Genomic DNA, 18,031 nt, shown 5'->3' on the forward strand with positions numbered 1-18,031 from the left:
ACGCCTCAGCTAAGTAGTATTCTAAAATTCCCACTGTGACTTGTCAACCCGTCAAAGTAATTTTTATGCATTTTCTGTGTTGCGCGGAAATGTCAGCGTCACTTTAAAGAAATCCCCATCGATAAGCAGCCCGAACGTTCCATTCATAAGTTCTGTCAGGCTCCGTGCGATAGATAATCCAAGTCCGCTTCCTTCCGTATTTCTGGAGCTGTCTCCCCGGACAAAGCGTTCCTGCAGTTCCTCTCCCGTCATATGCAAAGGACTCTTTGAAATATTTCGAAATACGATGGCAACATTTCTCTCATCCTGCTCCAGGTCAAGATATACTCTGGTTCCCGGCTGTGCATATTTATAAATATTGCTCAGCAGATTATCAAAAACTCTCCACAGATGTCTTCCATCTGCCAGAACAACAAGCTCTTCCTGCGGATGATGAATCACCAGTTCCAGATTCTTTTGTTCCAGCCGTTCTTCATATTCGCCTGCTGCCTGTGTCAGCAATACCTCCGGTACACATTTCTCCCAGTTCACCTTCAGCACTCCGGATGAAGCTTTGGATGCCTCAATCAGATCTTCAATCAATTTCTTCAGGCGGGCAGACTGTCGTGTCAGCACTTCTAAGTATTCCTGCACCTTCGGATTTTCCACATCCTCTTTGGTCAGCAAATCCACATAATTAATAATAGAAGTAAGCGGTGTTTTAATGTCATGGGATACATTGGTAATCAGCTCTGTTTTAAAATGCTCGCTCTTCATCCGCTCATCCAGTGCTGTCTGCATTCCGCTTCCAATCTGATTCAGATGCTCTGCATAATTTTTAAATTCTCCACGCATATGGCTGGTGTCCATCTGATAATCATAGTCACCCTCTGCAATCTTCTCACCACCCTGCTTCAACTGATTGAGATTTGCCAGTATGATGCAGAATATCAGGAAAAGTGCTGCCTTTTCTACCAGAAATACCAGAAAAATCCACTCCCAGTTGTAACTGTCTTCCAGCATCAGAACACCGATAAATTCTATGAAAGTAATGCCCAGTGCAATCACTACACCTTTATAAATAAACGGCATATGCTTTTTAATATAAGACAATGCCTGTTTCAGCCATTTTACAAACCGGCATAACAGCGTGTTGCTCCACAGCGTCTTTGTCTTATGCCTTACTGAGCAGCTCATGAGAAATACTAAAAGCAGGGTTGCTGTCAATACTGCCAGTATCACAATGGCAGCAAAGGAGCCTATGTCCGTTCCGTAAAATCCCCATATGTTTCCAAAAAATCCTGCCACACAGGCTGCAACGATATAAAGCATCAGTCCATAGAGTTCCAGCGGAATCTTATCGATAAAACTTCTCTGTATTCTGCCCTCTTCATCCTTCTTTCCGGCAGTCCGTACCAGCGTAACCAGTAAAATAACTGCTCCAATTGTACTTACTGCAAGTACCGCAAAGATTGCATAGCGGGTCTTATATGCAAAATCAATATATTTCATTTTAAAATACAAATCATCATGATAAGTCAAATCCCCCAGCGGGAAGAATGCCACTGCATAAATATCACCTCTTGAAAGATTTGCATCCTGTTCTTCTACTTCCGTAAATATCTGCTCCGGACTGTTTAAAACATCTATGGAAATTCCCGGATAACAATAACTGTCATAATTTCCCACGATTGCCATGTATTCCGGAATGACGCTTGCCAGACTTCCGTTTTCTATGGTACAGATTCGTTCCACGGAAGTATCTACACTCTTTTTAAATACATAAAAATTAAAGTTCGTCTCATCAGCCAGGCTGTATGCACAAGACCGCGCATCCTCTATATCATAATTTACAAAGTCTGAAAAAATTTCTGCTGCCAGATAGGAACCAATCTGCTCCTGAAAGTCTGCCGCTGTTTCCTCCTGGCTGTTTCGATAGATCTGGCTGTCTATCATTTCCAGCGTAAATACTGCAGATAAAAATGCAATTGAAGTCAGTAAAATAAATGCAATGACTGCGCTTGCTCTTCTGATGCTTCTTTTTTTCTTTTTCATGGTGTGTTTCCTCTTTCCATCTTATAGCCCTGTCCCCACACCACTTTTAAATATCGTGGATTTGCAGGGTCATACTCTAATTTTTCCCGAAGATGGCGAATATGCACTGCCACTGTACTTTCTGAGCCAAACGGCGCATCTTTCCATACTTTGCGATAGATATCCTTTGGAGAAAATACAACTCCGGGCTGTTCCATAAACAGTTTCAAAATATCATACTCTGTAGGGGTAAGACTCACCGCATCTCCGTCCAGCGTCACAACCTTGGCACTGTCATCTAATTCAATGCCACCGATGGCAAGATTCTTCTTTGTCATGTTTCCACCTCCCAGCTGCATATAACGGCGCAGCTGGGATTTTACTCTTGCCTGGACCTCCACCGGATTAAATGGCTTGGTAATATAATCATCTGCTCCCACCATAAGTCCTAAAACCTTATCGTTGTCTTCACTTTTTGCAGTTAGGAAAATCACAGGGACATTGCTGTTCTCACGAATCTTCACCATGGTCTGGATGCCGTCCATTTCCGGCATCATAATATCCATGAGCACAAGATGTATCTCTGTTTTCTGCATCATTTCAATTGCTTCCCGACCGTTATAAGCCTCGTAAATTCCATAGCCATCCGATGCAAGATAGATTTTTAACGCGGACACGATATCCGGTTCATCATCACATATCAATATGTTATACATTTTCTTTTCCCCTTTCCAAGTACACCATTATTGTATCGAATGAACCTTTAAGAACCAAGGCACCAAGTCTTTAAGATTTCTTTAACATCACGCAAATACTGTCTGTATCAACACCATATAAAGCACGGTTCCCACACCGATGCTCAGTAAATTATTTCTTTTCCACACATGTAAAACAACTACTACGAAAATTGCAATAAATTCCGGCAGACCAAAGGGAAACTTCACTACATTTACTGCCTTTAAGCAGTAAATAACAAGCATTCCCACAACTGCAGGCGGCAGCACTTTTCCAAGATATTTTACGATTTCCGGAATTTCTTTTTTCCCGCTGAATAATACAAACGGAATTGCCCTTGTTGTAAATACAACCAATCCACAAACCACAATAATTAATAATGACCGTTCCACACTAATCGGCATTTTCCGCTACCTCCTTTTCTTCCATCACCTTACGACCGGATAACAGAATTATCATAATACAAATCATGGATGGCAGAATGAAATTATCACTGCCAAAGATAAGCAGGCAGATAAGAGATGCTGCAATTCCGGTCAGCGCCGGCAAATGATTCCTGCTGGTCAGCCACTGCTCCACAAAAATTACGACAAACAATGCTGTCATGGCAAAATCAATACCCGTTGTGTCAAACGGAATCAGCGTTCCGGCAATGGCTCCGATGGCAGAACCAATAATCCAGTAAAGCTGGTCTAACAACGCAATGGAAAATAGGAATTTGTGCTCATCCACGCCCTCCGGCACTTTTGTAATAAAGAATAAGGAATAGGTCTCATCTGTCAGGGAAAAAATCATATATAATTTCTTTTTTCCCATATCACGGAATTTTTCTATTAAAGACAGTCCATAAAAGACATGCCGGATATTTACCATAAATTCTAAGAATATAATCTGCAGGAAACTGACTCCCGGTGCAAAGAAATTAACCGCCAGATACTGTCCGCTTCCGGCGTACACCAAGATACTCATCAGGATTGCCCAAAGAAAATTGTAGCCTTTTTCCTGATACATCACGCCAAATGCAATTCCTATAAAAAGATAACCTGTCAATACCGGTATCGTATACGGAAATGCTGCTTTCACTGCTTTGACATAGCCATTTTGTTTCATTCTGTAATCCTTCTTTCTAATCCGCCCTTTCTACATCAAACACAATAACTCTACAATATGAGACTTCAAAAAACAAGTTTTTTATGCTATATTAGAATAAATTGTAATTTTAATACACAGCCTGGAATTCGCATCTTAATGAGAAAGAAGAATTTCAGATTATGAAAGGAGTTCTATCCATGCAGATTGATCCGATTACCGCTGCGCTTGGAAGTACCGCTGCTTCCACAACCTCTGTAAACGGTGTAAATAATTTTGAATCCTATTTAAATAATGCAGGCAACAATTCCCTTGCATCTATCTTTCAAAAAGCCTCCGATACCTATGGTGTCTCTGTTTCTCTTCTGACCGCCATGGCAAAGCAGGAATCCAATTTTCAGGCAAATGCCACTTCCAAATCAGGAGCCATGGGCATCATGCAGCTAATGCCTTCCACTGCTTCTTATTTTGGCTGTACTGACCCTTATGACCCGGAACAAAATATCATGGCAGGTGCCAAATATATCAGCGAGCTTTTAAATAAATACAACGGAGATACCTCCCTTGCTCTTGCTGCCTACAATGCAGGCAGCGGAAACGTAGCAAAATACGGTGGAATTCCTCCATTTAAAGAAACCCAGAATTATGTAGCCAAAATCACCGGCTATATGCAGGAAGGTGTCACTCTTCCGGACGGAACAGCCGTTGCTGCAAGTGCAAACAGCAATGCTGCCTACAATGCAGGCACTGCAGATAATTCCCTTTCTGTTGACCAGTGGGATTCCCTTGAGCAGAATGCCCTGCAGGATATTCTTGACCGCTTCTTTAATTATGATGACTATTTACGGTTTTTGAATATGTTTATGAAATTTATGTAAGATGACTGCAAAAATGCAACCCGGATATTTGTTGCTTCCTAAAAGCATAGTTTTAGGGGCATTACAAATATCCGGGTTGTTTTTTTTGCGGATTCCTGGAGGAGCTGGGAATTCTGGCTTCGCTGACTCTCGTCAGGGTAAAAGGCTGGCATTTCTGCGGTTTTTTACCCAATTCAAAGATTCCTACAGCTCCTTCATCATTTCCTGTACTAACTTTGCACAATGCTCTGCTGCTTTCTTTTCAAAAGTTGGATAATCCTCCTGTGCAGAGCCATCTGCTTTATCTGAAATTGCGCGAATGACTACATATGGGATGTTATTTAAAGTTGCTGCCTGCGCGATGGAAGCTCCCTCCATCTCCGTACAGTCCGGATGAAATTCTGCAATTAATGCATCCTTTATCTCTTTGCTGGAAATAAACTGGTCTCCACTTACTACGCGGCCTTCTGTTACATGAATATCCGGATTTACTTTTTTACATACCTCTACGGCAGTCTTACACAACTTTTCATCTGCCACAAAAGCAAGCTGCTCTAATCCCGGAATCTGTCCTTTTGCATAGCCTAATGGTGTCACATCCATGTCATGTTGAATAGCATCCTTAGATACTAAAATATCTCCGATATCTAATACAGAATTCAAAGAGCCTGCTACACCGGTATTGATAATATGTGTTACATCATATAAATCTGCAAGAATCTGCACGCACATTGCTGCATTTACTTTTCCTACACCGCACTGTACCACTACTACCGGCATTCCTTTTAAATTACCCTCATGAAATTCCATGCCGGCTTTCTTTGTAATCTGGTCTGTATCCATATTTTTCTTTAATGTTGCTACTTCTAATTCCATAGCACCGATAATTCCGATTTTACTCATGTTTTCTTTCCTCTTTCTGCTAATTTCCTACTTATGCATTACGCAATACATTTTTCATATCTGCTTTAAAGCAAATTTTCCAAGTATCCTCTACGCCGGATAATTCAGGTGTGCATCATCAATATGATAGAGCACATTATTTAAATAGCGGTCTGCCAGATAGTTTGCCATACCAAGGTTCATATCAAGATAGTTGCCGCAGTCTTTTGGACTTGCGCCCGGTACCTCACCTTTAAAGTCACGGATGAACTCAAACATGCGAATCATCAGTGGCACGATATCTTTGGATGTATAGTCTCCCGCCAGCAATAAATAAAAGCCTGTCCGGCAGCCCATTGGTCCAAAATACACGGTCTTTCTGGCATACTCTGCGTCATTTCTTAAAAAGGTTGCACCAAGATGTTCTATGGTATGCACCTCTGCGGTATTCATAACCGGTTCATCATTTGGTGATGTCATTCTTAAATCAAAAGTTGTTACTGTACTGTCTCCTACTGCATCCTTTCTTGATACATAGACACCCGGCTGCAGTTTAATATGGTCAATTGTAAAGCTTGCGATTTTCTCCATGTGCTTCTTCCTTCTTTCTCTTTTTTCAGAGTAAATTTATCATGCATTTTCTGTTGTGTCAAATTTTCTAACAGTCCCCCCAGATTTCTCGCTACTCACCTGCAGAACCTGCCACCGGCAGCTTCTTACGGATGCGTTGCAGCGTAAAAAAGTAAGATGCATACCCAATACCCGCTGTACGCATCTTACTTTTTATCTCCACAATCCTTTATGCGGTAATATTTTTTCCATTTTCCTGAATGCACTTTGCATACCAGTAATAACTGTCTTTTGGGATTCTCTTAAAATCTCCGCTGCCGTCATCATGTCTGTCCACATAAATGAGCCCGTAACGTTTCTTCATTTCGCCGGTTCCGGCACTGACAATATCCATGGCTGACCAGATGGTATAGCCGAACAGGTCTACACCGTCCTCGATTGCCTCGCCCATTGCTGCGATATGGTCATTGAGATAGGAAATACGGTAATCATCGTGGATGCTTCCATCTGCATCGACTTCATCCGGTGCACCAAATCCATTTTCCACCACCATCATTGGAAGATGATAGCGGTCCCAAAGTTCATTTAATGTATAGCGCAGTCCCTTCGGGTCTATCTGCCAGCCCCACTCACTGGCGGTCAGATACGGATTCCTGGCTCCCTCCAAAAGATTTCCATCGGTCTGCTCTGCTGCATCATCTATCGTAGCACAGTTTGTCATGTAATAACTGAAGGTGTAGAAGTCCACGCAGCCGGCTTTTAATATTGCATCATCCTCCGGCTCCTTCTGAAGCGTAATTTGATGTTCTTTAAAATAACGGTTCATATAAGACGGATAACTGCCGAACACGGCTACATCTCCGGCAAATTTATTTAATAGCCGGTCTTTGTGCTGGCACTCTAACATATCTTCCGGCCGGCAGGTCAGCGGATACTGCGTAATGTGTCCAATCATACAGCCCACTTTTATTTCCGGGCTGATTTTCCTTGCTTCTATCACCGTTTTTGCTCCGGCAACAAACTGGTGATGTAATGCCTGGAATCTTACTTTTTCGTCTACGGTCATGGATTTAAGAGAAATAAATGCTTCCCCGCCGAGATATTTTCCATCAAGCAGCCCCAGCGACTTATAAGCACCCATTGGCATTACGCCAAAGTTAATCTCGTTAAATAAAAGCCAGTAATGTACCTCCTCTTTAAAATAATTCATTACACAACAGGCATAACGAACAAAATCATCAATTACTTCCCGGTTTGCAAAACCGCCCTTTTCTTTTACCAGATACCATGGCATTTCAAAGTGGCTTAAGGTCACCACCGGCTCTATGCCATGGGATTTGCACAGGGTAAAGATGTTTTTATAAAAAGAAAGTCCTTCCTGATTTGGCTCCTCTTCGCATCCGGTTGGAAAAATTCTTGCCCAGCTGATACTCATGCGATAACATTTGCAGCCCATCTCCGCCAAAAGGCGGATATCTTCCTCATAATGATGATAATGGTCTACCGCATCATGGCTCGGATAGAATGCTCCTTCTTCCATGGTACTGCGAAACATCCGTGGCTTTCCGATTCCACCACCTTTTATATAGTCCTGTATGGTAAGTCCTTTTCCTCCTTCTAAATATCCTCCTTCGCACTGGTTCGCAGCAGTGGCTACGCCCCATAAGAAATTTTCTTTAAATTCCACTTACACTCCCCCTATCGCTCTATTTTCCTTCCGAGGAATTCACCCAGCCGCTCATCAGAATATATGAGATTTACAGTCTGATAAAAATGCTGATAGCCGTCTCCTGCAAAAGAATGGAATGGTGCATCCTTTTTATAATTCTCCTGCAGTTCCCATTCGAAACAGTCTATCAAATCTGTCAGATAATTTTTCTGAATCGGAATAATGTCATGTGCCGGATAAATTTTATAATCCTCTGTTACTTTTAATGCCAGCTCCTTCAAGCTGTGAAGTGTACTCCGGAAGGGAGCCTGCACATCATTTCCCTGAAAATGCCAGATGTTGTGTGCAGATATCTGGTCTCCGGAAAAGAGCCATTTTTTCTCCTCTTCCAGAAGCATAATATGTCCATAGCTATGTCCCGGCGTATGTAATACCGTAAATTCAATATCTCCCAGCGAAATCTTGTCTCCATGACAGAGAAAATGAGGTTTCGTCTTACTGCTGATTCTCCACTCCGGGAACTCTTCCGGTATCAGTTCTTTTGTCCAGGGCATTTTATTTACCCTGTAATCCATTGCTTTTTTACGCATCTCTGTAGTGTCATTCCAAAGAAGCTTTCCCCAGTCCAGCGGATGTATCCACACTTCATCAAACCATTTGCTTCCAAGACCATGATCCGGGTCACCGTGGCTTAACACCAGCATAACCGGCAAATCTGTAATTGTACGAACCAGTGGCATGATATTTTCATAGCCATAGCCGATGTCAAAGAGCATTGCCTTATCACTTCCTATAACAAGATAACAATGCACACTCTCTGTCTCCGTAATCACATAAAGCTGATCCGATATTTTTTCCACTACATTCAGACTTTTTTCCATTAAGCTGCTTCCTCTCCATAAATGCTGTCATCAAATCCTAACACCCAGGTTGATACAAAGCTTACTACAATGGTAATTGCTGCTGCAGCAATTGCAAAATAGAAGTTACTCATCGTTCCATCCGGATTTAAGAAAATCGGCATTGTAAAGAAGGATGGAGCGCCGAAGCTGTATACTCTTACGCTGAAGATTGCACAGAAGATTGCGTTTACGATACATGCAATCCAGGTAGCAATCAAAGGTTTCTTCATTCGTACACAGATTCCATAAAGGGTAGGCTCTGTAACTCCTGCCAGGAATGCTGTAATTGCACAGGAAGATGCCAGTGTACGAAGGTTTTTATTTTTAGTTTTTAACATACAAGCTAATGCTACACCGAACTGTGAGAAGTTCATTCCGATAAATGCAACGAATAACATATTATCATATCCTGCTGTTGCAAACATGGACATTACAAGCGGAATCAATGCAAGATGCATTCCGGTTAATACTAAAAGTGGTGCAAGACAGCCAACAATTAATACAGAAGACCAAGGTGCTACGTTATTGATTGCGGTCAGTGCTTTGCATAAAAGGTCTCCACAATAGCTTCCGATTGGTCCGGTAATACATAACATAACTGGAATCATGATAATAACAGACAGTAACGGTTTAAATACAAATTTAACTGCTGCTGGAACAATTTTAACTACCAGCTTCTCTACATAGCTGAAGATCCAGATAGTTAAAATAATCGGAATTACGGTAGAGCTGTAATTTACTGTTTTCACCGGCAGTCCGAAAAGTGATACAAAGCTTCCCTGCTCCGTTAATCCAATCAATGTCGGACTAATCATAATTGCGCCAAGGAAAACACTGGTCATAATATCACAGCCGAATTTCTTGGCAGAAGTATATGCCAGTAATACCGGCAGGAAATATAATGCTGCATTTCCAACCATGCTGATGATGGTATAGGTTGTGCCTTCTGTACTCAGTCCGCACTTGGTTAAAATAATCAGTAATGCTGAAATCAATCCACTACACATAATCAGTGGAATTGCCGGTCCTAAAATGGCAGAAAGCACATTGAGAATTTTTGATACAATTCCATTTTTCTCCGGTGCTGCATCTGCTTTTTCAACCATCTTGCCATCACCGCTGTTTTCAATCTTATGCTTTGCTACAATTGCAGCATAAGCGGATGCTACATCATTTCCAATGATAACCTGAACACCGCCAACACTTTCTACTACGCCCATGACATCCGGCAGCTTCTTGATTCCTTCCAGGTCTGCCTTAGACATATCTGCAAGCTGAAAACGAAGTCTTGTAGCACAGTGAAACAGCTTGGTAATATTTTGTTCTCCTCCCAGCCGGGTAATAATTTCATCTCCCAGTTTCTCATAATTTTTTCCCATAAACATTCTCCTTTCATAAATGACCCGCATTTATTTTGTTAAGCTTATTATACCGTGCTTTTATGTTTCAGGAAATTTATACTTTTGCGTCACTAATAGCGAAATCCTCTGCCTAGCTCTGTCCACCTAACAGCTCTTTTACATAGTCAAAGAATTCTATCATATCCCCTTCTCCGCCATAATGTGCTGCAATAACTTCTGTAATCTGCTTACCGCCATAAGAAAATGGCTTTTTAAGATAAATGTGATAAATCTTATTTCTGCCATCCTGCTCATGGTCAATCATAGAAAGACGGTTGCTTCCGATGGTCTCCTTCGACACCTTCTGTTCCTGATATTCATAACCGATTCTTTTCTTTAAATCATCAAAGTCTGCCACTTCTTCTATCAGATACAGACTGTCCTTTGTGCCATATTTTTTCCGGAGCTTTTCTTCCTTTTCCTTCCAGTAGTTATTTTCAAGCTTATCAACATTTCTCCCCAGCCGCATAATCTGCTCATTGTCTGCAAAGAGGTCGAGATAAGTAAAGGAAGCATCCTTTAATACCAGCTCCTTTTCCGATGTAATCCGAAGCTGGTAATTCCGGCAATACCACTCCTTTCTCTGTTCAAATAAATATTCCGGGATAACTGTTATCTCACTGATTCGCTCCCCTAAGAAGCCTTTTAATTTATTCTGTACATTATAAATGCTGCTGGCACTCTGGTCACTGATAAATAAAATATCCGGCTTTCTTCTGTTACGTTCAATTGCAGATGCAAAATAAAGCACCAGATAGCCCATTTCCGCATCCGGAATCTCTGTATTTAAAACAGGACTTAAACAGGTTCTTAAAAGATGCATTTCCAGCGGATACCGCTTTGCCATTTCTTTGGTATGATTACCGATATTATTACGTCCATTCTGAATCCGGAGTTCCATTCTTGACACATGGTCTGATAAAACCTCTAAAAGGTCCCGCTCCACCTGCAATTTAAGTCCGGTTTCCTCCTGCACCCGCTGGATAAATACTTCTAATTTCTGCAGCATATCCAGTTGAATGTCCGTCTCCTTACAGACCATATTCAATTCCTTTAACCGTGCCTCTACATTCTGCTTTTCCTTCTCCTTAAACCGATAGGTGCACACCTTTTCGATTTCATCTACCAGCTCAGTAGAAAGTCTGCCAGGCATTTCAGTTGTGCCATCCTCTTCCTCTGTTACCGGAAATCCCATCTGGCTTCGCATCATGCATACTGCCAGATAACGTGCAAAATCATGATAGGCTTCTCCCGATACGATAAACTGGTTTCTGGTAAATACTTCTGCCAGAACAGCCTGTAACTTTTTCTGATTTTCTGCAAACTGCTCCATCTCTTCTTCCGAAAACAACATATGATAATCCTGTCTGCTCTGCATGGTCTTCATGCACATGATTCTCTTTACATTCTCCGATGCCTGAATCTTAAGTCCATATTGTCCGGATACCAAAAGATTTACCCCCGGCGTGCGGCTTATAATCCGCTTTACCTGCGGCAGGTCAGAAGTTACAGATGACCGGGAAAGGAATAATCGCTCAGAAATCGTTCCAATACTGGTATACTCCTTTTCAAACAGCAGCAAAGTAATAATCTGCTTGGAATGCACATAGTTCTCCTGTCCGTAACTTTTCTGTTCCTGCTCTAATGCAATCTTATTTTTCAAAAGATACCCCAGCCGATTATTAGACTGTATCAGGGGCTCTCCTGACTGTTTCTCATTGATTGCCCTAATATCCATCTGCAGTGTCCTGCTGCTCACCCCGATATTTTCCCGCAGAAGGGAACCGCTCATCCAGTCATCTGCGCTTTTTAAGATCGCTATAATCTTTAACTGTCTGTCTGTATACATTTCATCCTATCTCCTGATTTTCTTCCATTCTTCTATCAGCCGCTCCAGACTCCATGCAGCATTGGCAGGACTGGTGGACGGCAGCTTGCAGATTTCTGCCTTATCCTTACAGGAACAGTATTTCATAAATAATTCGTATGCTTTTGCGCCATTTAGGAAAACAGCCTCGATGGGAGCCTCCGTTAACAGCCGTTCAATATCATTTGCCACAACATTTGTTATGCTGCTGTCTGAAGATCCTGCTATGTCGCAGGATGCAATAACATCCCAGATAGCAATATGATTTTCAAGAAGAAATGCCTTCTTTTCTTCTATCGTCTCCGGGACCTCACAGCCGCATACTGCCGCCGTTACTTTCCAGAAGCGGTTTCTCGGATGGCCGTAGTAAAACCGCTTCTCTCTTGACTTGACCGACGGGAACGTGCCTAAGATTAATACTCTGGATTTTTTATCGTATACCGGGGCAAAAGTATGCATAACATGTTCTGTCTCCATCTTGTTTTCTCCTTTATAAAATGCTACACTAAAAAAGTTGAATTACCTTTACTATAAAATAGAATGACAAAATAATCAATTTTAAAGGACGATAATCATTATGTATATTCAATTAAATGGTCAGATTCTCTATTATGAAAAATATGGCGAAGGGCAGCCTTTCCTGCTGGTGCATGGAAATGGCGAAACCCACGAAATTTTTGATGTACTGATTCCGGAGCTTGCCGAACATTACACCGTTTATGCCATCGATTCCAGAGGTCATGGTCTTTCTGCTTCTCCAAAAGAACTTCATTACATGGATATGGCAGACGACATGGCAGCTTTTATTGATGCCTTAGAATTAAAAGCCCCTCTCTTTTATGGTTTCAGTGACGGCGGTATCGTCGGACTTCTCTTAGCTTCGAAATACCCGGATAAGCTCTCCAAGCTTATGATCAGCGGTGCAAACCTGACGCCAAAGGACATCAAAGGAAGAGACTACCGCCGCATCCGCAGGGAATGCAAAAAGAATCCGAATCCTTTTTCCACAATGATGCTCAATGAGCCAGATATCCAGCCGGTGGACTTACATAAAATCAAGATTCCAACCCTTGTCTTAGCCGGTGAAAAAGATTTAATCAAAAAAAAGGTTACAAAAAAGATTGCAGAAAATATTGAGCATGCCACTCTGGTTATTGTTCCGGGAGAAGGTCATGGAAGTTATATTGAACACAGTGATAAATTATATCCGCTTCTGTACTCTTTTTTAAACAAATAATCCATTGCAAACTCGGATTGCTGTGCTATAATAATTGCAGACTAAAATGAAAAAGGAGCTATTATGGAACATCTGATTATACCAAAAAATTATCAGTCTCAACTTAACCTGCATGATACACAGATTGCGATTAAAACAGTGAAAGATTTCTTCCAGAATCTGCTTTCCCTGCGTTTAAACCTTTCCCGTGTTTCAGCACCACTTTTCGTTGACCCTGATTCCGGATTAAATGATAACTTAAATGGTGTGGAGCGTCCAGTTACGTTCACCATCAAAGAACAGAATGAGCGCAAAGCAGAAGTTGTTCACTCTCTTGCTAAATGGAAACGTTATGCCTTAAAGCATTATGATTTCAAAGAGGGCGAAGGTCTTTACACCGATATGAATGCTATCCGCCGCGATGAAATCGCAGATAATATCCACTCTATCTTCGTAGACCAGTGGGACTGGGAAAAAGTCATTGCAAAGAAAGACCGCAGCATGGAAACTTTAAAAGATACTGTCCGTACTGTATACAAATGTCTTCGTAAAACAGAAAAATACATGGCTATCCAGTACGATTATATTGAAGAGATTCTTCCGCATGATATCTTCTTCATTACCACTCAGGAATTAGAGGATATGTTCCCTGAAAACACTCCAAAGGAGCGTGAATATTACATAACCAAGGCAAAGGGTGCTGTCTGCATCTTACAGATTGGTGATGTCTTAGAATCCGGCGAGCGTCATGACGGACGTGCCCCGGACTACGATGACTGGTCTTTAAATGCCGACATCTTAGTATACTATCCTGTCCTTGATATTGCACTGGAATTATCTTCCATGGGAATCCGTGTAGACAAGGTTGCACTGCTCTCACAGCTTGATAAAGCAGGCTGCCCGGAACGTGCTAAGCTTCCTTTCCAGAAAGCAATCATTGATGGCAAACTTCCATATACCATCGGTGGAGGAATCGGACAGTCCCGTATCTGTATGTTCTTCCTTCGTAAGGCCCATATCGGAGAAGTCCAGTCTTCTCTCTGGCCGGAAGACATGTGCAAGGCTGCAGCAGATGCAGGTATCCAGTTATTGTAAAACGAACTATGCGTAAATATTAAATCCCCGGTATCATATCTTTTTCGGATACGATACCGGGGATTTCTTATTTTGTAATTATATGCGTGCCCAACTCTACTCTGCACGGATTACATCATGCATATCATACATTCCGGCAGGTTTTCCCTTTAAGAACTTTGCTGCTTCTACAGCTCCTTTCCCAAAGATTGCCTTAGAATATGCCGTATGCTTAAATTCAATCACTTCATCAGTTCCTGCGAAGATTACTTCATGTTCACCAACAATGCTTCCTCCACGGACTGCCTGAATACCGATTTCTTTTGCATCTCTCTTCTTCCGCTCACTGCTCCTGTCTAATTTATAGGAATAGGTATTGTCCATAGCTTCATTCATGGCATCTGCTAATGCAAGAGCAGTTCCACTCGGCGCATCCAGCTTCTGGTTATGATGTTTCTCTACGATTTCCACATCAAAGCCGGCAGGTGCAAGCTTCTTTATAGCAGTCTGCAATAAATCCATTAAGGTATTGATTCCAAGTGACATATTGGCAGATTTTAAAATTGCAGTCTCTTTGCTGGTCTCAGTAACTTTCGCCAGCTGGTCTTCGGATAAACCAGTGGTGCAAAGTACCAGCGGAAGCTTCTTCTCGCCACAGTAATTTAACAGTTCATCTACTGCCTTCGCATTTGAAAAATCAATCACAACATCTGCTGCAATCTGGCATTCCCGGATGGTCTTATATACCGGATAATCATTTTTCTTTTCATCATAGGTATCAATTCCGGCTACAATTTTCACATCTTCGTCCTGCGCAATCAGGCCGGTTATTACCTGACCCATTTTTCCATTACAGCCATGCATGATTACTTTTGTCATCTCTATCATCTCCAGTTTCTTATACTAATTTTAATCCATATGTACGCATTGCCTGAATCAGTCTCTCTTTATTGGCTGGCTCCATCTCGCAAAGCGGGGAACGAAGCGGTCCGACGTTCTTGCCCATAAGATTTAATGCTTCTTTTACCGGAATCGGGTTTACTTCACAGAATAATGCATCAATCAATGGAAGGGCTTCTCTCTGTAACTGATTTGCTGTTGCAAGGTCTCCTTTGAAGAAGCTTTCACACATATTATGCACTTTTGTCGGAGCAAGGTTTGCCCACACGGAAATTACTCCGATTCCACCAATGGACATAAGCGGTACAACCAGTCCGTCTTCTCCGGAATATAAATCAAGCTTTCCATCTGTTAAGTACATGGTCTTAGATGCCTGTGCAAGGTTACCGGTTGCTTCTTTTAATCCAACGATATTTTCCTGGGTGCGGAATAATTCTGCAACTGTCTCCGGCAGAAGGTTACATCCGGTTCTTCCCGGTACATTATACATAATAATCGGAAGCTTGGTTTCCTGTGCAATCTTAGAATAATGTCCGATTAAACCTTTCTGTGTTGCCTTATTATAATATGGAGTTACGATAAGTGCTCCGTCTGCTCCTGCTTCTTCTGCTTCTTTGGTCAACTGGATTGCTGTCTCCGTTGAGTTAGAACCGGTTCCTGCTACTACCGGAACTCTGTGTTTTGCAAATTCTACTGCTGCACAGATTACTTTGTGATGTTCTTCCATGGATAAGGTAGAACTCTCTCCTGTTGTTCCTGCAATTACGATACAGTCTGTACTTTCAGAAATCTGTTCTTCAATTAATTCTGCTAATTTGTCATAGTTAACTTCTTCATTTGCTTTCATTGGGGTTACAATTGCAACTCCGGAACCTTTGTAAATAGACATGTTCTTTTTCCTCCACTTTATAAGTATCTTATTTATTGTATGAAGATATCGTTTGTTTTGCTTTTATTACCAGCATAAAAAAACCGGCTCACAGGGAGCCGGTTGATATTCCACTTAAATTATTATGGATCATACCGATAGCGCCCCATCTTATTACAAGATGACAGTCATGAACTTCTTCAATCCATGCCCAAGATTATTCTTTGCAGGAAAAATAACCTTTCGGCGTGTTCCCCTTTCCTTATGTCTTCTTCTATGTCTGCCATATCCGACCAAGTACTCTTGTCTCACGCAACCTCTACCTTCATATATTAAATTTCTTACCTCAATATAGCACCGCTGCTACTATCTGTCAACGTCCTATGCAGACATTTTACATTTTCTTTCTTATTTTTCCGCAGTAATCTTATAAATCTCATCTGCATAGCTGCGAATGGATTCTTCTAATACCCTTCCGGTCATAATAATCTCTGTTTCATCCATCTTTGCTTTTAAAACAGCTTCTAATTCTTCCGACGAAATTACTCCGGCATCAATAAGACCCAGAACTTCATCCAGAATCAGTACATTGCATTCACCGGTAACCAGCACTTTCTTGGCAAAATTCAGTCCGTTTTTCATATTGAGTTTCTCTTCTGCCTGTCTTTCTTCTGGCAGTTCATCATAATTCTCTTCTGATTTTTCAAAACGGAATACCTTGATTTCCGGCTCTAACTGCTTCATATAAGCAATCTGATCATCTGTTTTTCCTTTTAAAAACTGGATAATAATTACACTCTTATTCTCTCCGGCTGCCCGCAACGCATTGCCCAGTGCAGCATTGGTCTTTCCACGACCTGCACCATAATAAATCTGTACGGAACCCTTTTCCATGACAAACCTCCATGCCAATTCTTACAGGGACTCTTTATCCCAGATTTACTTACGATACCACAATTTCCAATAAAAAGCAATGTCTGTATGTTTCATGCTTTCTCAATTATTCTTTATTTCTACTATTTTATTCCATATATTCAATTTTGCTCACGGATACTTCATAGGCGGTACGCTTCTCTACCTCATCCTCATTTAAGCGTTTGACATACTCCCTGCTCTGGATTCTGCCCCAGATCTGCACATGTACACCCACCTCAAATCTTGCGGCAAATCTTGCATTTCTTCCCCAGCAGATGCATGGGATATAGTCCGATTTCCCATAGGAACGGTTTACCGCCACCAGCAAGTCTGCAATCTCTCTTCCAAGAGGAGTCTTACGGTAAATCGGGTCTTTACAGATATAGCCATCAAGAAGAATCTGGTTGCTCTTCATCTCCTCTGTCTCTTCTTCAATAAACTCAATCTCCCGAACGAATACGGAGAGAACCAGCCGGTTCTTAAGTTCCTCATGTCTGTTATAGGAACGGAACTGTCCGGTCACATATACCTTCTGTCCTATGTAACTCTGCGAAGTGTCAATCAGACGCTCTGAAATCATCAATGGAATGTAGTCGGAAAAATTACTTAATCTGCTGACCGCTACCTCTACCATATAAAAGCCTTCCCCATACACTTCATGACTGTATTGGAAATCGGAAATAATCTCCCCTACAATGGATACCTGGTTGTTTTCTAAAATCTTATCTGCCATGAATTTTTTCTCCTTTATTTAGTGTGTTTTCGAACGGTTTTACAGTACCATTCCAACGGGATGAAACTCATCAAAATCTGTCGATAACCTTTTGGATATATTATGCATAAAGCCGCTTTTCCCTGCATATGCGCTGTGTCCTTAAACAAAGAATGTGCCTTGGCACATTCTCGCGCCTGCGGCGGTCGCTTGCGACATCTACCTTATACGCCGCAGTGCGCATCCTCGCGGAGCGTTTTTACTTTACAGGAAAGCAATTTCCTGTAAAGAAAGAAATACTTGCGTATTTTTCAATATGTGGTAGAATAAGAACGCCGGTCATTTACAGACAGGCATTATAT

The 18,031-nt window shown here is 41.6% G+C and carries 18 protein-coding genes and 1 riboswitch; of the genes, 3 read left to right on the forward strand and 15 right to left on the reverse strand.

Features of this window, described 5'->3' with window-relative positions; all coding sequences use genetic code 11:
- Positions 1 to 63: 63 nt before the first annotated feature.
- From DWX65_RS03335 to DWX65_RS03350, 4 genes are all read right to left on the reverse strand, one after another.
- Positions 64 to 2,034: a sensor histidine kinase gene (locus DWX65_RS03335; protein ID WP_118172779.1), complete on the reverse strand. Its 1,971-nt coding sequence runs from the start codon at positions 2,032 to 2,034 to the stop codon at positions 64 to 66.
- Entirely contained in the window at positions 2,031 to 2,729 is a 699-nt protein-coding gene (locus tag DWX65_RS03340) for a response regulator transcription factor (RefSeq protein WP_022242694.1), read from the reverse strand. Before DWX65_RS03340 ends, DWX65_RS03335 begins: the two co-directional genes overlap by 4 nt.
- 87 nt (positions 2,730 to 2,816) lie before the next feature.
- Entirely contained in the window at positions 2,817 to 3,152 is a 336-nt protein-coding gene (locus tag DWX65_RS03345) for a branched-chain amino acid transporter permease (RefSeq protein WP_118172780.1), read from the reverse strand.
- Positions 3,142 to 3,858 (reverse strand): AzlC family ABC transporter permease, encoded by a 717-nt coding sequence (locus DWX65_RS03350; protein ID WP_022242692.1) that lies wholly within the window; start codon positions 3,856 to 3,858, stop codon positions 3,142 to 3,144. Before DWX65_RS03350 ends, DWX65_RS03345 begins: the two co-directional genes overlap by 11 nt.
- A 161-nt stretch (positions 3,859 to 4,019) precedes the next feature.
- Here DWX65_RS03350 and DWX65_RS03355 point away from each other — a divergent pair, with 161 nt between their 5' ends.
- Positions 4,020 to 4,715, forward strand: coding sequence for a lytic transglycosylase domain-containing protein (locus DWX65_RS03355; protein ID WP_117696769.1), 696 nt, complete (start codon positions 4,020 to 4,022; stop codon positions 4,713 to 4,715).
- A gap of 183 nt (positions 4,716 to 4,898) precedes the next feature.
- Here the strand turns inward: DWX65_RS03355 and DWX65_RS03360 are convergent, their stop codons facing one another.
- The 7 genes from DWX65_RS03360 to DWX65_RS03390 all read right to left on the reverse strand — a co-directional run bounded on the left by DWX65_RS03360 (position 4,899) and on the right by DWX65_RS03390 (position 12,461).
- Complete coding sequence (locus DWX65_RS03360) at positions 4,899 to 5,597, reverse strand: 5'-methylthioadenosine/adenosylhomocysteine nucleosidase (RefSeq protein WP_117840768.1); 699 nt, start codon at positions 5,595 to 5,597, stop codon at positions 4,899 to 4,901.
- Positions 5,598 to 5,687: 90 nt separating this feature from the next.
- Positions 5,688 to 6,167, reverse strand: a complete 480-nt coding sequence (locus DWX65_RS03365) for an S-ribosylhomocysteine lyase (protein ID WP_117696767.1) — start codon at positions 6,165 to 6,167, stop codon at positions 5,688 to 5,690.
- Positions 6,168 to 6,375: 208 nt separating this feature from the next.
- Positions 6,376 to 7,833, reverse strand: a complete 1,458-nt coding sequence (locus DWX65_RS03370; RefSeq protein ID WP_118172781.1) for a glycoside hydrolase family 1 protein — start codon at positions 7,831 to 7,833, stop codon at positions 6,376 to 6,378.
- 11 nt (positions 7,834 to 7,844) lie between these two features.
- The gene (locus DWX65_RS03375) at positions 7,845 to 8,696 is read right to left on the reverse strand and encodes an MBL fold metallo-hydrolase (RefSeq protein WP_117696761.1); all 852 of its coding nucleotides are present in this window, start codon (positions 8,694 to 8,696) and stop codon (positions 7,845 to 7,847) included.
- Positions 8,696 to 10,096 (reverse strand): PTS transporter subunit EIIC, encoded by a 1,401-nt coding sequence (locus tag DWX65_RS03380; RefSeq protein ID WP_158564690.1) that lies wholly within the window; start codon positions 10,094 to 10,096, stop codon positions 8,696 to 8,698. The genes DWX65_RS03375 and DWX65_RS03380 overlap by 1 nt, the downstream gene beginning before the upstream one ends.
- 112 nt (positions 10,097 to 10,208) lie before the next feature.
- Positions 10,209 to 11,966, reverse strand: a complete 1,758-nt coding sequence (locus tag DWX65_RS03385) for a BglG family transcription antiterminator (RefSeq protein ID WP_118172782.1) — start codon at positions 11,964 to 11,966, stop codon at positions 10,209 to 10,211.
- Between the two features lie 6 nt (positions 11,967 to 11,972).
- Positions 11,973 to 12,461 (reverse strand): DNA-deoxyinosine glycosylase, encoded by a 489-nt coding sequence (locus tag DWX65_RS03390; RefSeq protein WP_118172783.1) that lies wholly within the window; start codon positions 12,459 to 12,461, stop codon positions 11,973 to 11,975.
- A 100-nt stretch (positions 12,462 to 12,561) separates the two neighbouring features.
- On the opposite strand from DWX65_RS03390, the gene DWX65_RS03395 reads away from it, so the two are divergent.
- A complete protein-coding gene (locus tag DWX65_RS03395; RefSeq protein ID WP_022242683.1) occupies positions 12,562 to 13,221 on the forward strand; it encodes an alpha/beta fold hydrolase in 660 nt (219 codons plus the stop codon).
- 63 nt (positions 13,222 to 13,284) lie between these two features.
- A complete protein-coding gene (gene asnA, locus DWX65_RS03400) occupies positions 13,285 to 14,295 on the forward strand; it encodes an aspartate--ammonia ligase (RefSeq protein WP_117696745.1) in 1,011 nt (336 codons plus the stop codon).
- 96 nt (positions 14,296 to 14,391) lie between these two features.
- On the opposite strand, the gene dapB is transcribed toward asnA, so the two are convergent.
- The 4 genes from dapB to DWX65_RS03420 form a co-directional block, all read right to left on the reverse strand.
- Positions 14,392 to 15,153 carry a 4-hydroxy-tetrahydrodipicolinate reductase gene (gene dapB / locus DWX65_RS03405; RefSeq protein ID WP_022242681.1) on the reverse strand — a complete coding sequence of 254 codons (762 nt, stop codon included), beginning with the start codon at positions 15,151 to 15,153 and terminating at the stop codon, positions 14,392 to 14,394.
- 19 nt (positions 15,154 to 15,172) lie between these two features.
- On the reverse strand, positions 15,173 to 16,063 hold the full coding sequence (gene dapA / locus DWX65_RS03410) for a 4-hydroxy-tetrahydrodipicolinate synthase (RefSeq protein ID WP_118172784.1): 891 nt from the start codon (positions 16,061 to 16,063) through the stop codon (positions 15,173 to 15,175).
- A gap of 130 nt (positions 16,064 to 16,193) precedes the next feature.
- A riboswitch (Lysine riboswitch) is annotated at positions 16,194 to 16,372 on the reverse strand.
- Positions 16,373 to 16,450: 78 nt separating this feature from the next.
- Positions 16,451 to 16,936 carry a cob(I)yrinic acid a,c-diamide adenosyltransferase gene (locus DWX65_RS03415; protein WP_118172785.1) on the reverse strand — a complete coding sequence of 162 codons (486 nt, stop codon included), beginning with the start codon at positions 16,934 to 16,936 and terminating at the stop codon, positions 16,451 to 16,453.
- A gap of 127 nt (positions 16,937 to 17,063) precedes the next feature.
- A complete protein-coding gene (locus DWX65_RS03420; protein WP_022242678.1) occupies positions 17,064 to 17,690 on the reverse strand; it encodes a single-stranded DNA-binding protein in 627 nt (208 codons plus the stop codon).
- Positions 17,691 to 18,031: the final 341 nt, after the last annotated feature.

The sequence above is a fragment of the Roseburia sp. AF20-18LB genome (genome assembly GCF_003461185.1).
Lineage (GTDB): Bacteria > Bacillota > Clostridia > Lachnospirales > Lachnospiraceae > Roseburia_C > Roseburia_C amylophila.

Coding starts and splice junctions, on each gene's coding strand:
- DWX65_RS03335 (WP_118172779.1), bottom strand. CDS start 2,034: ATGAAAAAGAAAAAAAGAAGCATCAGAAGAGCAAGCGCAGTCATTGCA.
- DWX65_RS03340 (WP_022242694.1), bottom strand. CDS start 2,729: ATGTATAACATATTGATATGTGATGATGAACCGGATATCGTGTCCGCG.
- DWX65_RS03345 (WP_118172780.1), bottom strand. CDS start 3,152: ATGCCGATTAGTGTGGAACGGTCATTATTAATTATTGTGGTTTGTGGA.
- DWX65_RS03350 (WP_022242692.1), bottom strand. CDS start 3,858: ATGAAACAAAATGGCTATGTCAAAGCAGTGAAAGCAGCATTTCCGTAT.
- DWX65_RS03355 (WP_117696769.1), top strand. CDS start 4,020: ATGAAAGGAGTTCTATCCATGCAGATTGATCCGATTACCGCTGCGCTT.
- DWX65_RS03360 (WP_117840768.1), bottom strand. CDS start 5,597: ATGAGTAAAATCGGAATTATCGGTGCTATGGAATTAGAAGTAGCAACA.
- DWX65_RS03365 (WP_117696767.1), bottom strand. CDS start 6,167: ATGGAGAAAATCGCAAGCTTTACAATTGACCATATTAAACTGCAGCCG.
- DWX65_RS03375 (WP_117696761.1), bottom strand. CDS start 8,696: ATGGAAAAAAGTCTGAATGTAGTGGAAAAAATATCGGATCAGCTTTAT.
- DWX65_RS03380 (WP_158564690.1), bottom strand. CDS start 10,096: ATGGGAAAAAATTATGAGAAACTGGGAGATGAAATTATTACCCGGCTG.
- DWX65_RS03385 (WP_118172782.1), bottom strand. CDS start 11,966: ATGTATACAGACAGACAGTTAAAGATTATAGCGATCTTAAAAAGCGCA.
- DWX65_RS03390 (WP_118172783.1), bottom strand. CDS start 12,461: ATGGAGACAGAACATGTTATGCATACTTTTGCCCCGGTATACGATAAA.
- DWX65_RS03395 (WP_022242683.1), top strand. CDS start 12,562: ATGTATATTCAATTAAATGGTCAGATTCTCTATTATGAAAAATATGGC.
- asnA (WP_117696745.1), top strand. CDS start 13,285: ATGGAACATCTGATTATACCAAAAAATTATCAGTCTCAACTTAACCTG.
- dapB (WP_022242681.1), bottom strand. CDS start 15,153: ATGACAAAAGTAATCATGCATGGCTGTAATGGAAAAATGGGTCAGGTA.
- dapA (WP_118172784.1), bottom strand. CDS start 16,063: ATGTCTATTTACAAAGGTTCCGGAGTTGCAATTGTAACCCCAATGAAA.
- DWX65_RS03415 (WP_118172785.1), bottom strand. CDS start 16,936: ATGGAAAAGGGTTCCGTACAGATTTATTATGGTGCAGGTCGTGGAAAG.
- DWX65_RS03420 (WP_022242678.1), bottom strand. CDS start 17,690: ATGGCAGATAAGATTTTAGAAAACAACCAGGTATCCATTGTAGGGGAG.